The sequence below is a fragment of the Mesorhizobium sp. B2-7-2 genome (genome assembly GCF_006440775.1).
GTDB lineage: Bacteria > Pseudomonadota > Alphaproteobacteria > Rhizobiales > Rhizobiaceae > Mesorhizobium.
This window is the reverse complement of the sequence record NZ_VFTZ01000008.1, coordinates 219,035-233,520: the sequence shown is the minus strand read 5'-3', so window position 1 is coordinate 233,520 and position 14,486 is coordinate 219,035. Positions and strand designations below refer to the sequence as shown.

The following is a 14,486-nucleotide window of genomic DNA, read 5'->3' as shown; positions in this document are numbered from 1 at the left end:
GAATTAGCTTCTTCTAATGCAACGCCTGCGCGATCTGGGAGCGGCAAGGCTCCGCATGGTCGCTCGCTAGCCGCGGCCAATCCTCGGCTCGTGAGCACGCGCCCCGTCAGGGGCGCGTCGCATGCAGGTCAATCGCTATTGCCGCCGCCGCGGGCGTTCATGCCGCGCGCGCTCATTCCCCTTGCGCTCATGCCACGCGCGCTCATCCCCCTCGCACTCATCCCGCGCGCGCTCATGCCGGCACTGTCCATGCCGCCCGGCCCGCCGCCGCCCATTATCGCTGCAAGCAACACATCCTCGAACATGCCTGTCTCGACATCCATGCGTACTGTGTAGTCGGCTTTGTCGTAGGACCAGACGCGCAAGCCATCGGCAAAGTCGAAGTCGGCTGCCGCAAGGCCTGTCAGTCCGGTCGGACTGGGCGAACGGGCGGGACTGAACGTGCCTAGATCCTCCGCGACAAGCTCCCCATCACCGTGCACAAGGAATATTATGGGCCTTGGGAGGTCGTAGTAGCTTCCCTCAAAACTGAAGCCATATATCCTCGCAAACCTGCCGTTTTGCAGTTGGTCCTCAAGCAGTCTGTTCTTGCCGCTTCGATTTGCCGCGCCCGGGCGGCGCCCGATGAATTCGAATCCGCCCTCGAGCTTCATGAAATAGCCGACGAAGCTATTCCCGCCGGTCACCTGGATTATTGCACCGGGAGGCGTGTCATCCTTGGTCCACCGACCGTCCGCGCCGCCGACCGTGTACACGCCAATCTGGTCCAGAACCTTCTGTTTCCAAACAACGATCTTGCTCTTATCCGCCAGACGCACACCATTCACGACCTTGTTGCCAGTCAATGCCGGTATGTTCTTGGCAGTCGCGACCTGCGCGACGATAGGATTTAGAAGTGGGTTCACCACCTGCAGATCGATTACAAAATGGCCGAATAGATTAACACCCGACACGCTAAGAAGGCTCTCTACCATAGCCGCAACCCTCCGGTTCCTGGATCATATGTCTAACATCAAACAGCATTATTTCTTGGCATCGCGCGGCCTTCTGGCTTCTGTTTTATTCTCAGCCGCTTCCACCTCATGCGTCACAACATAAGCGCGATCACTTTCACGCCATAATACGCTTACGACCTTACCTGGTTTTTTGGAGATGTTGTCTACATGGGCTTGCAACAATTCAATGTCGTCCATGATTTCGGTCACGACGTAAGGCATTGGACATTCCTCCTCATCTGACTCAAAGAACGCCGGCCCTGCTTCTGGCCAGTCTGTCTCGCGTTCCCATCTGTCTCGCAACGCGCAGATGCCGTGCACAACAAGCGCCATGACGAGCCGGCACGAATACCCTCGGCAAACCGAAGTGGCTTTTGGGCCCGAACGGCTTGATCTTGGGGCCGGCGCTCACAAAACCGATCGCGCGGCGGTTTAGGTTGACGTCGATGATTGTACGCCAGCGTCCGCCCGTCATCAGCCTGTCGACGGCGCGCAACGTGTTCCCCACCTTGGCATAGCTGAGATCGTCCGGCGAAAGCCGCCGCCAGGTTTCGGCGAGAAGCATGCCGAGCTCGTCGCGCGAGGCGACGAGTGCCTCGCGAAACGCCAAAGGCGACGCGGCATAGGCTTCGTCGAACATCGGCTGGATGACGCGGAAATAGTCGAGGCTGTCCTCCAGCCTGTCGGACAGGTCTTCCTGGCTTTGGGTGATCAGGCCGCGCGCCACGAGCTCCTCATGGAAGAGGTCGACGAAGATGTCGAACATCGCGCCGGTCAGCGGCTGGGCAAGCGCATGCTCGTCGCTCCAGCCCTGGACGAAATCCAGCATCGACAGCGGGTTGGCCGCGAGCCTGATCTGGCTGTTGGAGGATAGCTCGGCGATGCGGTTGACGAGATTGTGTGTGTAGAGATTGCCGTGACTGGTTTCCAGCAGCTCATCTATGACGGACTCGAAATGCAGGCCGGCGATAAGGGCGGCGAGGTCGGCCGAGGATTCGTGGAAGCCGTAATATTCCGCGCTGGCCGTCCCCGGGTCGGGCACGCCGATGGTGGAATAGATGACGCAGTGGCCGACCTCATGGGCGACAACGTCGAAATTGAGGGTGAACGGCTCGATCTCGCCATCCGTCGTCTCGTGGATGCCAACCTCCAGAAAGCCGTAACCCATGAATGCGTTTTCGTGCAGATTGCGCTGTATCACCAGTTCCAGGCGGTCGAGGTCGCGCTGGAAATGCCAGGCGATGGGATGGCCGAAATATTTCTCCCACACGTCCAGCGTGAAACGTACCGAGCCGAACAGATGCGCAGCCTCGAATGTCGGATCGTCCGAACCGATGTGATCGAAATGCCCATCGAGATCGGGAAACGCCGGGGGAAAGACGTCGCCGCGCCAAGGTGGCATCAAGTAGAGTGGGTCGCCGCGGACATTTTCCGCAAGACCGTAGGCAAACGCCTTGCCAATGGGGTCGACGACATACATGCGCCCGTCGCCCGGGCCAGGGCCGACCGATCCCGCAGGCGAAGACACGAGCACGATTTCAGGACGACGAAAAGCCTTGAGGAACGGCGCTTGGGCGAAAAGCCGGAAGCGCGTCCCATTCCTGAATGCAGAGCCTTCCTCTCCAGATGTCACGCTTGCCCCCCTCGGACGGACAAAGACATGCACGTCAAACTGGCTGCAATATCGTCGGCGAACGCGGTTTCAAGTTAGCCCGTTTTCGCCGGTCAGGCCAGAGTCATCGGACGTGCTGCGGCCGGCCGTGAAAGCATATTCATGAGCCAGCAGGTCGTAGAATCTGTCGATGCCGGGCAATCCGATGGAGATGGCATAGTCGTCAATGTCTCGAGGAACGGCGCGGCCGAGTCGTCTCTCGAAAAACCAGACTGCGATCAGGGCACGCGGCACCGGCGCGGAAAGCGACGGTGATCGCTGCCTGACCAGAGCCTTGTCCCGGTAGCCTGGGTAGAGACCGAGTTCGCGCAATCGGTCGAGTATGGCTCGATGCAGTTCGGCATCGCGCTCTCGCGCGAGCGTCTCGACAACCGCATCATCCCCGATCATGCGCTCGATCGCCGCGATATCCGTTCCGTTCTCGCGCGCCCAATCGACGACGTCCGCTTGCCGCATAAGCCTGCGCCGCGAGCGAAACTCGCCCATGGCGCGTTTGATGGCCTGGCGATCCGGAGCAGCTTGCTCGCCGCGGGCAAGCAGACGAAGCAGCGCGTCACGGCGCAACCGGGCATAGTCGCCGCGCAGCCGGAGCTCGTCGAGAATGGCATCCTCTTCCGCGGTGGCTTTCGCATCTATCGACGCTGTTTGGTTTCGCCAAGGCGCGTTGTGCCAGTTTTCCGTCCATTCGAAATGGAAGTCAGGAGGCGCTTGTGCGGCACCGCTGCGGACAAACGCATCTATCTCCTTCAGCAGTTCCAACGCGTCTTCGCGCTTCCTGTCGACCTTGCCTGTTCGCAGCCAGAGCGCCAGTTCCTCCGCCTTTTTGGGATCGCCGACGTCTGCCAGGAGGCTGAGCCACGTTCTATCCCAATAGAACCTGGCCTTGGACGACGTCGCCAAGCGCGCGCCTGTTGACATGTCTATCACCTTTTGCGCCACCGCCTGATCGAGCGTCGCGCGGATGTTGACCATCGGTTCGCTCAGATGCATGTATCCCGTCTCCGGCGGGCCATGGATAAGCGCGACCTCGTCGTCGTCGGTGAACTCGCCGTCGCGATAGGCTTCGAAGATGCGCCCGACGCCGCGCATGCCGAACGAGTGCAACTCCGCGGCGCGCAGTGCTCCCATGCTTGACGCGCCAAATACCGCGATCCCGCGCGTCAGGGCCCAGAGTATTTCCTTGTGCAAGACCGCCGGCTGACCATCGAAATAGCCGTCGATGACGCCGATCGCTCTCGGGCCACCGCGGGTGGCGGCATAAAGATCGCCTTGGCGCACTGGCGGACGGAATTCGAATCCATTGTAAGGCACAATGTCTTGCGCGCGCAGACTCGGCCCGCAGAAGACGATGGGATTCATTGTCCCTCTTCCGCCATACGGCGAGCTCTCTCGCCCGGCACATAGGCGTCATGATCGTCCGGCCCTTCAAGGCCAGGTATCACAACGCGAACTACGGGCAGGCCGATATCCTCCTTGGCCAGATCGACGGCGATGACCTCGCTTGCACCTGCCGCCTGCAACCTTCCGATCAGCCAGGCCACATTCTGCGCAACGTCCTGTGTTGCCCTTTCCTCGGCAGAGGCGATTTGCCTGGTGGCGGAGCGCTCGGCTAGGAGTCTCTCCGCGCGACGGCGCCGTTTCTCCCGATATTCTTCGCCATATTCCTCGATAGACAGATCGTCCCTTGCCGCGGACACGTAGGTCGTACGCACCTGGGCGGCTTCGATGATCGCCTTCAGCAAGGCCGTTTCCGGCACCGGGTGCGCTGCCGCCCCTATGCCGTAGTGGCCGTTTCTGTTCCGGCGATCGGCAATCAGGCAGAAAAAGGCCGGCACGCCGAGGTCAGTGGTCGTTTCCCACGCTGCAACGTCGAAGTCTGCATTTTCCAGCTTCTTCAACACTTCACGGCTCGGGCCGTCCGGCGCGCTGCCGAGGTCGACACTGGTGCGCCGGCGCCGAGCCGACGACAGTTGGTTCCACAGAGCAGTCGCGTCGCGTTCGACGATCTCGCAAATTCCATGATGAATCGCCTCGTCGACCGTATTCCCAGAGGCGAGCCCGTTGCTGCTGCAGTCAAAGAAGCCGCTTCCAGGCGGCGGCGGGACGGTGAAGTTGGCTCGCACCGATTCGAACGGCAACCAGCGCGACTCGCCGGAGATCATCTCCCGGCCTTCTATCCATAGCGTCACGATATCCTTAGTGAATGCCTTGCCCGTGACGCGAGGCAGCCTGCCGATCTCAGCGAATCGGTGCGACCGGGAGAGTTCAGCCATACTGCCGAGCTTCAGCGGGCGCTCGATGTGCTCGGCGTGATAAAGTTCCGCCGCTTCCAAAAGGCCCGAAGCCGTGGCTGATTCCAGGTCGATGCCCTTGCCTTGCGAAACAGCCAGGGACCGGGCGTTGGGGCGACATACCATCACCACCGGTATGCCTATGCGATCGAGCCCGGTGACATTGGCGACCCTGGTGATGCCCATCCGCGCCCAGTGCGGGCGAATCCGGGCAATCGCGCTACGGGCACCCTCCGCGTGATAAGGAGTTCCTGGCACCGTGCCATTCGCCAACGACACTATCTCCTGATCCCCGGGTAGCTCGCGAGACATTAGCGATTTCTGTCGGCGCACAACAGAGCAGGCCCGGCTGGTCGGCCGGGCTTCGAATTCGGTTGACCCGCACCGCCTTATCACGATACATCGCCACCCGGTCCGGAGTGTAGCGCAGCCCGGTAGCGCACTTGACTGGGGGTCAAGGGGTCGTCGGTTCGAATCCGGCCACTCCGACCATTTGAAAGAGAACTTCCCCCCAAGTTCTTAGGTTGAGCCGATGGCTTCCGCTCTTTGGGCAACCGTTTGGTCCAAAAACAGCTTCTCGTTGATTTTAGAGTGGTTCCGCGACTTATCGGCAGAAGCTTGGGGGCTGTCACGCGAGCGGAAGATCTATCTGGCCAGGAGGCCGAAGATCGTTGTCCGTCCGCCAGTAGAGCATGCGGTGCGCTTCTTCGTCGGCGATCAGAATCGTCGACGCAGTCAGGTGCATGGCGCCGAGCAGCGCCTCGGTTCTCCCCCATGGCGCCGAGTGCTGACACCGGCGTGGAGCGTTAATGGGTTTGTTAATGCGGCTCGGCGTATAGGATTCCAAGCAATATCGACAGTTCTGAGCACCGCTTCGCGCTCACAGCCACGGCACCCTGTATGAAACCGAAGCCTTCTTCAGCCGGATCGAACCTGGCGCAGCTGACCAGCTTGCGATTTTTCGCCGCTCTCTATGTGCTTGCCTATCATTCGGCAAACATCGACGGAGCGCCACACCTCGTCGCTAGTTTCGTGCAGAATGGCTACCTCGGCGTCTCGTTCTTCTTCCTGCTTTCTGGGTTCATCCTCACCCATTCCTACATCGACAAGATGTCCGATTGGGACGACGTCCGACGGTTTGCCGTAGCGAGATTTGCCAGAATTTATCCGGTTTATATCCTTGCTCTTGTCGTGGCTTTGCCGCTGTCAAGCCTGCCTTTCGATCTCCCGCTTGCGTCGCTTGCGACACTTGGCCTTATTCAAGCCTGGGGCGCACCGACGTCAATGCTCGGATTCTTCTGGAATTCTCCGGGTTGGACACTTTCGATCGAGTTCTTTTTCTATCTCATGTTCCCGTTGCTGCTTCCCGCGCTTTCGAGGCTTACAACTGGAGCCCTGTGGATCAGCCTGGCAATCGCAGTGCTGATTTTCATGGTTATGTGTCTGCCGAGTCTCGGACCGACCGGCTACCTTGCGTTCGACTGGATGAAGCTGGTGCCTCTCCCGCTGCTGAGGCTGCCCGAATTCATGACCGGCATCGTCTGCGCTCTGCTGTTTAGGGCAGGCGCGTTCGATCGCTTCCGCAGCGACCTGGCCGCCTTGATGGCCATGGCGTTTACGCTCACCACGGTTGTCTCGACATACACGGTGACAGGAGGGTTCGCGGTGATCGGCTTTGTTGCGTTGATTGCGACCTGCGCCGTGAATGACGGCAAGACCCGACGCGCACTGTCGTACAAGCCGCTCGTGCTGCTGGGCAATGCAAGCTATGCCCTCTACATCCTGCAAATTCCGGTCCGGAAGTGGGTTCCGATAATATTTACTGGAGAATGGGATTGGGTCGGGAGCCTTTTGTATCAGCCTTTGCTGATCATCGTCTCGCTCGTCGTCTTCATTCTGGTGGAGGAACCTGCCCGCAAGCACCTGCGCTCCTCAATTCCGCAGCGAGCGAGCCCTTCCGTCGCATGATTCAAACGCCATGCGCCGAGAGCATGCGCCGCGCGCTTTCCTCGTCGGTGATCAGGATGGTCGGCGCGATCAGGTTCATGGCGCCGAGCAGCGCCTCGGTCTTTTCCGCGCCGCCGGAGGTGAGAATGCGGATCGGCGCCTTGCGCAGGCGGTCGACATCCACCGACATCACATGGCTGTTGACGGGATGGTCGACCAGATCGCCGTTGCGGTCATAGAAATGAAACAGGAGATCGCCGACGGCGCCGCGCGCAAGCAAGGCCTCGCGGTCGGCTTCCTTGAGGAAGCCGCCGCGCGAGAAGGTGGTGGCCGAAGCGATGCCGCCGACGCTGAGCAGCACGGCGTCGAGCGCATCGGCCATCTCGAAAATCTCCTGCAGGCCGCAGCGTTCGACCAGCGCGATTTTTGTCTCGACGCTGTCGACGACCGCAGGCGTCGGCATCAGATAGCCGTCGCCCTGGAAGATCTGGGCGAAGCGCCAGGCGAACTCGGCCGGGTTGACCCGGCGCGCGACGCCGACGCCGCCGAGCAGCGAGATCACGCTGAAATCGGTGAGCGATTTGGCGCTGATGAAGGGCAAGGTGTTGAACAGCGTGACGCCCCAGCCGACGCCGACCCGCATGCCGGATTTCATCGCATCGGACAGGAACATGCCGGTCTTGGCGGCGATCGCCGGGATCGGATCGGCGTTGGGGTCGGTGAGCGGCGCCACCAGCGCCTGCTGCAGCCCGAAAGTCCTTTCCAGCGCGCGCTCCAGCCGCACGATCTCCAAAAGCTCGCTCTCGATGGAGATCTTCACCTCGTTGCGTGCCCTCGCCTCCGCCAGCATGCGCACGATGGTGACGCGGCCGACGCCGAGCACGTCGGCGATCTCGTTTTGCGTCATCTGCTCGACGAAATACATCCAGGCGGCGCGGATCCTGAGGCGGTCGGTCCGGCTTTCGCTGACGACCTGCTCGGATGCCTCGGCCGCCGCCCTGCCGTTTTCTGGTTCGCCCTGCCGTCGCCTGCCCAATTTCCCCTCCAACCCCGGCGGTGACACCGCCCCGCCGATTCTGCATGCTGGTTAAATATCGTCTATTGATCTACCAAGCGAGACGAACAATCTAGAGAGGGCGACTGGCGCCCAAGCCGTGACCGGCTTCAGCATTTCGAGGCAATTGGCAATGCTGCGACAAATTTCCGAGGATGTCCGCGCCAACCTGAAGGACCGGCTTCGGGAGCTGCGCGATGCCATCCGCCAGAACCGCCACGACAGCGCCGGCGACCCCTCGCACGATATCGCCGGCAATTTGCCTCCCTTCCCTGGCCGCAGCCTGCTTGGCCACGCCGCGAGCGCCGTCGACGAGGCGCTGACGATCGCGGAATCCTTCGTGCCGCATTCCCGGCCGCTCAAGGTCGACGGCACGACCGTCAAAAGCCTGCGGGCCTATTTCCCGCATGGCGATGAAGACCGGCAGATCGGCGGCGAGCGTCAGTTCAGGCGCGACATGTACTATCTGACCCGCGCGGTCCTTGCCGGCTACGGCATCGATAATCCGCGCGTCCACGAAGCGAGCTTTTCCGCCGTGCATGTCGCGATGCGCAAGCGCTACGCGGATCTCCTGGCTGGCGCGACGGCGGACGCGGCATCGACGGACCAGGTCGCGGCGGCCTGCGCGGCTCTGCTCGTCGAATGCCTCAACCACCGTCCTGTCCAGCCTGGCGAGATCGGCACAGGGCCGGCGATAGCCGGCGACCGGTCTCTCGACATCAGGTGCCTTGCGCCCGTGGCGCTTGCCTGCGGACTGGCGACCAAGGCGGACGGGACGCCCGAGCCCGACATTCTCGAGATCGCGGTGCTGGCGGCCGAGGTGCGGGAGGACCGCGTCCGGCGGGCCTGTGCCCAGCCCAATGCCGTCCAGGAACTGACACCGGTTCTCGCCACCCTGCTCGCGCATCTAGCGTAACCGCCGCGAATTATCCGCTACCGTTCGGCCGCCATGGCCGCGATCGTCTTCTTGGCGCGCTGGATCGAGGCCGGGCTCATGCTGAGCTCGGTCAAGCCCATCCCGATGAAGGTGGGGATCAGGTCCGGACGGCCGGCGGCCTCGCCGCACATTCCCACCATGATGCCGGCGGCGACACCGGCCTTGGCCGTCAGCTCGATCGCCGACATCACCGCCGGATTGGTGACGTCGTTGAGCTTGGCGACCGTCGGATTGAGACGGTCGGCGGCCATGATGTACTGGGTGAGGTCGTTGGTGCCGATCGAAAAGAACGCCACTTCCTTTGCCAGTGCCGGCGCGATCAGCACGGCGGCTGGCGTCTCGATCATCACGCCGAGGTCGAAATCGGCATGCGGCACGCCTTCGGCCTTCAATTCGGCCGCACATTCCTCGACCAGCGCGCGCGTGCGCGTCACTTCGGCGATCTCCGAGACCATCGGCAGCATCACCTTGATGTTACCGTGGACGGCGGCGCGCAACAGCGCCCGCAGCTGCTTCTTGAAAATGTCGGGGCGGTCCAGGCACATGCGGATGCCGCGCCAGCCGAGAAAGGGATTTTCCTCGTCCGGAAACTCGATGCCGGCGATCGGCTTGTCGCCGCCGATGTCGAGCGTGCGCACGATGACCGGATGCGGCGCAAACGCCTTGGCCAGGGCGCTGTAGGTTTCGGCCTGCATGTCCTCCGACGGCAGATGCATGTGGCGCATGAAGAGCAGCTCGGTGCGAAACAGCCCGACGCCCATGGCGCCGGCGTCCTGCGCCGCCTCGATCTCCTCCAGCGAGCCGATATTGGCCGCGACCTCGATCACCGTGCCGTCCGCGCGCGTCGGCGTTAGGCCTTTGAACACTTTCAGCCCAGCGCGCTCCTGCGCGGCAGCCTCGACGCGCCGGGTGAAGTCAGCCCGCGCGGCCTCGTCCGGATCGACGACCACGTGCCCGGCATTGCCGTCGATCGCCACCTCTTTGGCGGTGCGCAACTCGTTGATCTTGTCGCCGAGACCGAGCACCGCCGGAATGCCGTGCGAGCGGGCGATGATGGCGATGTGCGAGGTGGCGCCGCCATGGCCGCAGACCACGCCGCCGATGCGCTTCAGCGGCGCGCGCGCCAGATCCCAGGCGCCGATGTCGTCGGCAATCAGGATCGCGCCCTGCGGGATGGTTTCCAGGCTGACTTCGTCCTGGCCGAGCAGCGCCAGGCAGATCTGCCGGCCGACGGCATGGACGTCGTCGGCCCGGGCGTTGAGATAGTGGTCGTCGACCGCGCTGAAATCGGCGGCGATGGTGGCGGCCGCGCCGATGACGGCGGACACGGCGTCATCGCCTTCCCTGATGAGCTTTTCGGCCCCGCCGGTCAGGCTGTCGTCGGCGGCGATGTCGCGCAACGCGGCGACGATGCCGCGGTCGCCGGCGGAGAGATTGTTCTCGGCAAGCGTGCGGTCCATGCGGGACTGGACGCTGGCGACGGCGCCGCGAAAGCGCTCGAGCTCGCCTTCGATCTCGTCGGCCTGCAGGCGCCTGCCCGGTCCCGCGATCTCCGGCGGGAAATGGGCGAAGGCCGGCCCGATCGCCACGCCCTCGCTTGCGGCGACGCCTTGAAGTTTCGGGGTTCCATCCACCGCCGCGGCAGCAGGCTGCGCGGCCTCACGAGCGGGCGCTGCGGCTGCGGTTTGCGAGCCCTCATCACCCGCCTCGCCCTCGTCGTCGAGGCCGGCGCGCGGGTTCTCCAGATAGCCGATCAGCGCCTCGATCGCCTCGATCGCGTCGGCGCCGTTGGCGCGCACGGTGACTTCCTGGTTTTCCTTGACCGCCAGGAGCATCAGCTTGACCGAGCTCTTGGCGCTCACCGCCTTGCCGTCCTTGACCAGCTCTACGTCGGATTCGAAACCCTTCGCAAGCTTCACGAACCGCGTGGCGGGACGGGCGTGCAAACCTTCGTGCACTCTGACGATAGTCGAGCGTTCCATGGCAATTACTCTAGGCTTGGGCGCCGTCGACAGACAGCGCGGATATTATCAGGCGGCGATGGTGATGACAGCGCCCGGTGTCAGGGCGGCCACGAGCGCTCCGGTGTCGACCTCGGATGCGCAGACTTCGCCGGGCCTTTCGGCCTCGGATGCTCCGTTGAAGGAGATCACGACATGGCCCATCTCGCGCACCTTGTTCCAGGCCGTGGAGCCGACCGCCGTTATCGTCGCCGAAACCGGTCCGAGCGTGATCGACGCGCCCTTTTGCGGCGCGTCGTCACTGGGCCCCTGCTCTGCCAAGTGCAGCACCGAGACTTCGGCGAGTTCAGGAGGCGAGCCATCCGCGAACAGGATGACCACGCCGCCCTCGGCGAGGTCCGCCACTTCAGGCCCGATAGCTGTGACCCGTGTCTTGAGAAGAACCGACATATGGCGAACCTCGTTGTTACGCGTTTTTAGAACACGATCAGGGAGACGACCCATGCGATCAGCACGGAGACCGGGCCCATGATCTGGCGGCTGATGAGCACCGCCGGCACGCCGATCTCGATCGTCTTCGGCTTGGCCTCACCGAGCGCCAGACCGACGGGAACGAAGTCGCAGCCCACTTGGGTGTTGTAGGCAAACAACGCCGGCAGCGCCATTGCGGGCGAGATGGTGCCGTTGGCGATCTGCGGGCCGATGATGGCGACGCCGATGACCTGGGCGATGACCGCGCCTGGGCCAAGGATGGGCGACAGGAACGGCAGGCCGCAGATGGCCGAGATGACCAGCAGGCCGACGATGTTGTTGGCCAAGGGTCCCATCGGCTGTGCCAGCACGTCGCCGATGCCGGTGTAGAGGATCAGGCCAATCAGCATGGTCACGAAGGCCATGAAGGGCAGCACGTTGCGGATAACCTGATCGATGGTGCGGCGGCCGGAGTTGAAGAAGATGCCGACGACACGGCCCATGACACGGCCGATCGAGCTGATCAGGCCGATAAGCCCGCCCTCGTTCGGCAGCGGCTCGGCCGCCCTGGCAGTGGTGTTGTTGCTTGTACTCATTGATGCTGCTCCCCCCGCAGTGGTGACCGCTTCGGATCCGTCCGCCATCGTGACGTTGGCCGGCTTCACGCCCGAGACGTAGATGTCTTCCGTGATGAACTGGGCGAGCGGACCCGCCTGGCCGACCGGTGTCAGATTGACGGTCGGGATACGCTTGCGCGGATAGACGCCGCAGCGCGCGGTGCCGCCGCAGTCGACGACGACGACCGCCATCTCGCTTTCGATCGGCGGCGCCTTGAAGCCGTCGACCGCCTCGGCGCCGGTCATGTCGGCGATAAGCTGCGCCACCGGATGAATGCCGCCACCGGTTACCGACACGACCTTGCTGCGCTGCTCGGTCGGTTCGATGACGAGCGGGCCGCCCCAACCGGTGGAGCCCCTCGATATCTTTACTGCCTTGTATGTCTTGGCCATGATGTCCTCCCGCCCTTAGAGCTCGACGCCTTGGCGGCGTGCCATGATGGCCGTGATGCGCTCGGTCAGCATGCCCTTCAGCAGGATGACGACGAGGCCGACGAGGGCGTACCAGATGGCTACCTTGACGTGATAGCCGTTGGCGATGACGCCCCGCTTCTCGAGATCGAGCAGCGCGACCAGCATGCCGCCCCAGACGAAATATTCACCGGGGTTGATATGCGGGAAGAGGCCGAGCGGCGGATGCACATAGGACACCGCCGCGTCGTAGAAGGCAGGCTTGTGCTTTTCTTCCAGGAAGGAGCCGAAGGTGTAGGCCATCGGGTTGGTGAGGAAGAACACCGACAGGACCGGCAGCACCGTGTAGCGGGTCAGGGCGATGCGGCCGGCGCCGCGCGCGAGGCCGTGGACGCGCTCCTCGCCGACCAGCTCGGTGACGGCGTAGAAGGCGGTCATCAGCACGACCAGGGTCGGGATGATGCCGGTGACGAAGCCGGCGAATACTTCGCCGCCCTTCTGGAAGATGCCGATGAAATACTTGCCGATCGCCGTCAGCCAGCCGAGCTGCTCTTCCTGCTGCACATTCTTCAGCTGTTCCTTGAGCTGATCGGCTGTGACCGGCGCATTGTCGGTCGTCGCCTGCGCCAGGACCACGAGGTGATCGGTGGCATGCTCGACGCCGAGCTTGCCGTGCCAGGCAGCATCCGAGACCATGGTGCCTGCGACATGCAGGTTGTGCACCGCTAGGTCGGCATGCTGCGCCAATAACGAAATTACAGACATTTCTCCTCCTTATGACCCCCGCCGGTCATTCCCAGCCGGCTGCCGGCGTCGCTTAAGCCCTTGCTACGTTCAAACCGGACAGGCCCGGCTTCTTCCCCGGCTCCGACCGCGCGCGGTCGATCTGCTCGATCGCCCGTTTCACGGCCTCGGCCACACCGGGTTCCCCCTCCCCCATGATCGCAGGGTTGGACCGGAGTCGATCGAGGGGGATACCCTCGAATTCTTCATGTCGCTTGAACTTGGTGAGCACCGAACGGCCGCTCATGACCATCATGCGGCGCACGATGAGATCGGGCGTCACGACGACGAGCGCGATGGTACCCTTGGCGAGCCGGCCGCGGAAATTGCCGGCGCCGACGAAGCCGTCCTTGAACTCTCCGGTGACGCCTTTGAAGACGTCCGCATAATGCCGCATCTGCAGCCAGACGCCGAGCGATTGCAGCGCCCAGACGACAAACAGCAGAAGCAGCGCCCACTGCCAGATCGCCATTTCGGTTTCCTCCCGATTCTCTTCCTCCGGCACATATTGAACGGAGGCGAGATGACCCGAAAGTGAGAACATTTGTTTCCTAGAATGTCAACATGTATTATATTAGCCGCCGTAACGCTCCACAGGCGGCTGACCGATTTCGGCAACGGCAGCGCTGTGCTAGCCTGTCGTCAAACGGGATATGAGACATGGATCTGCCTTTCAGGCACGAACTGGCGCTTATGCCGGACCTTCGTCACCGGCTGCGGCAGCTGCGCTGGTTTCGCGCCACTTTCCGCAGCAGCGCGAAGGTGGTGTCGGAAACCTTTGGCGTTCGTTTCGAGATCGACGAGGCCAAGCTGACGCGCGCCTTTCTCGACTGGATCGACGTCATGGAAGCGCAGAAGCGATTCGCAGCTGTCGACCGCGCGGACTTTATCGTGTTCGCCGCCGGGCTGGTGCTGCGCGAGTTGATCCGGCAGGCGCCGGCGCGAGAGGTCTCCGGTCTTACCGAAATGATCGAGACCGAAGCCAATGCCGGCACGGCGGAAATCGTGCGCTTCTGGCCGGAGGGTTTTCTCTATACCAACTACTGCGTGTCGGCGATCCTGGCAGTGCACGAGCAGGAGTTCGGCACGGCGCCCAGCATCGACAAATGCGCCGACGACCTGCGCACCTGGTGGTCCTACCGCGAGAACGCTACGGAAATGCCCGCCTATGCCGTGGCCTTCCTCGACCGCTTCCTCGGGGCCGAGCCCAACTGGATCACACCCGACCGCGCGCAGTCGCGCCAGGCCATGCAGCGCGCGCTTGGATCCACGCCGGTCAGCGAGGCGCTGCGCCAGCTTTGATGCGCAGGAGATGCATCCGCATAACTATTGAACATCTGACTTTTT

General features: G+C 62.9%; 14 protein-coding genes and 1 tRNA gene. 4 read left to right on the top strand and 11 right to left on the bottom strand.

Annotated elements, in window-relative coordinates:
- Nucleotides 1-128: 128 nt before the first annotated feature.
- The 5 genes from FJ425_RS31545 to FJ425_RS13880 all read right to left on the bottom strand — a co-directional run bounded on the left by FJ425_RS31545 (nt 129) and on the right by FJ425_RS13880 (nt 5,231).
- A complete protein-coding gene (locus tag FJ425_RS31545) occupies nt 129-974 on the bottom strand; it encodes a hypothetical protein (RefSeq protein WP_181175915.1) in 846 nt (281 codons plus the stop codon).
- Nucleotides 975-1,022: 48 nt separating this feature from the next.
- Nucleotides 1,023-1,217, bottom strand: coding sequence for a hypothetical protein (locus FJ425_RS32005; protein WP_246673638.1), 195 nt, complete (start codon nt 1,215-1,217; stop codon nt 1,023-1,025).
- 22 nt (nt 1,218-1,239) lie between these two features.
- Nucleotides 1,240-2,523 (bottom strand): hypothetical protein, encoded by a 1,284-nt coding sequence (locus FJ425_RS13890; RefSeq protein ID WP_181175913.1) that lies wholly within the window; start codon nt 2,521-2,523, stop codon nt 1,240-1,242.
- Nucleotides 2,524-2,697: 174 nt separating this feature from the next.
- Nucleotides 2,698-4,026, bottom strand: coding sequence for a TfuA-like protein (locus FJ425_RS13885; RefSeq protein WP_140724182.1), 1,329 nt, complete (start codon nt 4,024-4,026; stop codon nt 2,698-2,700).
- Nucleotides 4,023-5,231 carry a YcaO-like family protein gene (locus tag FJ425_RS13880; RefSeq protein ID WP_181175911.1) on the bottom strand — a complete coding sequence of 403 codons (1,209 nt, stop codon included), beginning with the start codon at nt 5,229-5,231 and terminating at the stop codon, nt 4,023-4,025. Before FJ425_RS13880 ends, FJ425_RS13885 begins: the two co-directional genes overlap by 4 nt.
- A 142-nt stretch (nt 5,232-5,373) precedes the next feature.
- On the opposite strand from FJ425_RS13880, the gene FJ425_RS13875 reads away from it, so the two are divergent.
- Nucleotides 5,374-5,450, top strand: a tRNA-Pro gene (locus FJ425_RS13875).
- Nucleotides 5,451-5,858: 408 nt separating this feature from the next.
- Nucleotides 5,859-6,926, top strand: coding sequence for an acyltransferase (locus tag FJ425_RS13870; protein WP_140724175.1), 1,068 nt, complete (start codon nt 5,859-5,861; stop codon nt 6,924-6,926).
- A 1-nt stretch (nt 6,927) separates the two neighbouring features.
- Here FJ425_RS13870 and FJ425_RS13865 read toward each other — a convergent pair whose 3' ends face one another.
- Nucleotides 6,928-7,941, bottom strand: coding sequence for a sugar-binding transcriptional regulator (locus FJ425_RS13865; RefSeq protein ID WP_140636884.1), 1,014 nt, complete (start codon nt 7,939-7,941; stop codon nt 6,928-6,930).
- A gap of 151 nt (nt 7,942-8,092) precedes the next feature.
- On the opposite strand from FJ425_RS13865, the gene FJ425_RS13860 reads away from it, so the two are divergent.
- Entirely contained in the window at nt 8,093-8,875 is a 783-nt protein-coding gene (locus FJ425_RS13860; protein WP_140636886.1) for a hypothetical protein, read from the top strand.
- A gap of 17 nt (nt 8,876-8,892) precedes the next feature.
- On the opposite strand, the gene ptsP is transcribed toward FJ425_RS13860, so the two are convergent.
- The 5 genes from ptsP to FJ425_RS13835 are packed head-to-tail and all read right to left on the bottom strand — an operon-like array spanning nt 8,893 to nt 13,611.
- Nucleotides 8,893-10,878, bottom strand: coding sequence for a phosphoenolpyruvate--protein phosphotransferase (ptsP, locus tag FJ425_RS13855; RefSeq protein ID WP_140724172.1), 1,986 nt, complete (start codon nt 10,876-10,878; stop codon nt 8,893-8,895).
- Nucleotides 10,879-10,926: 48 nt separating this feature from the next.
- A complete protein-coding gene (locus FJ425_RS13850; protein ID WP_140724167.1) occupies nt 10,927-11,307 on the bottom strand; it encodes a PTS glucitol/sorbitol transporter subunit IIA in 381 nt (126 codons plus the stop codon).
- Between the two features lie 26 nt (nt 11,308-11,333).
- On the bottom strand, nt 11,334-12,338 hold the full coding sequence (locus FJ425_RS13845; protein WP_140541311.1) for a PTS glucitol/sorbitol transporter subunit IIB: 1,005 nt from the start codon (nt 12,336-12,338) through the stop codon (nt 11,334-11,336).
- A gap of 15 nt (nt 12,339-12,353) precedes the next feature.
- Nucleotides 12,354-13,121, bottom strand: a complete 768-nt coding sequence (locus tag FJ425_RS13840; protein WP_140541310.1) for a PTS glucitol/sorbitol transporter subunit IIC — start codon at nt 13,119-13,121, stop codon at nt 12,354-12,356.
- 52 nt (nt 13,122-13,173) lie between these two features.
- Nucleotides 13,174-13,611, bottom strand: a complete 438-nt coding sequence (locus FJ425_RS13835) for a transcriptional regulator GutM (RefSeq protein ID WP_095767894.1) — start codon at nt 13,609-13,611, stop codon at nt 13,174-13,176.
- A 188-nt stretch (nt 13,612-13,799) separates the two neighbouring features.
- Here FJ425_RS13835 and FJ425_RS13830 point away from each other — a divergent pair, with 188 nt between their 5' ends.
- Nucleotides 13,800-14,441, top strand: a complete 642-nt coding sequence (locus FJ425_RS13830) for a hypothetical protein (RefSeq protein ID WP_140541309.1) — start codon at nt 13,800-13,802, stop codon at nt 14,439-14,441.
- The last annotated feature ends 45 nt before the right edge of the window (nt 14,442-14,486 follow it).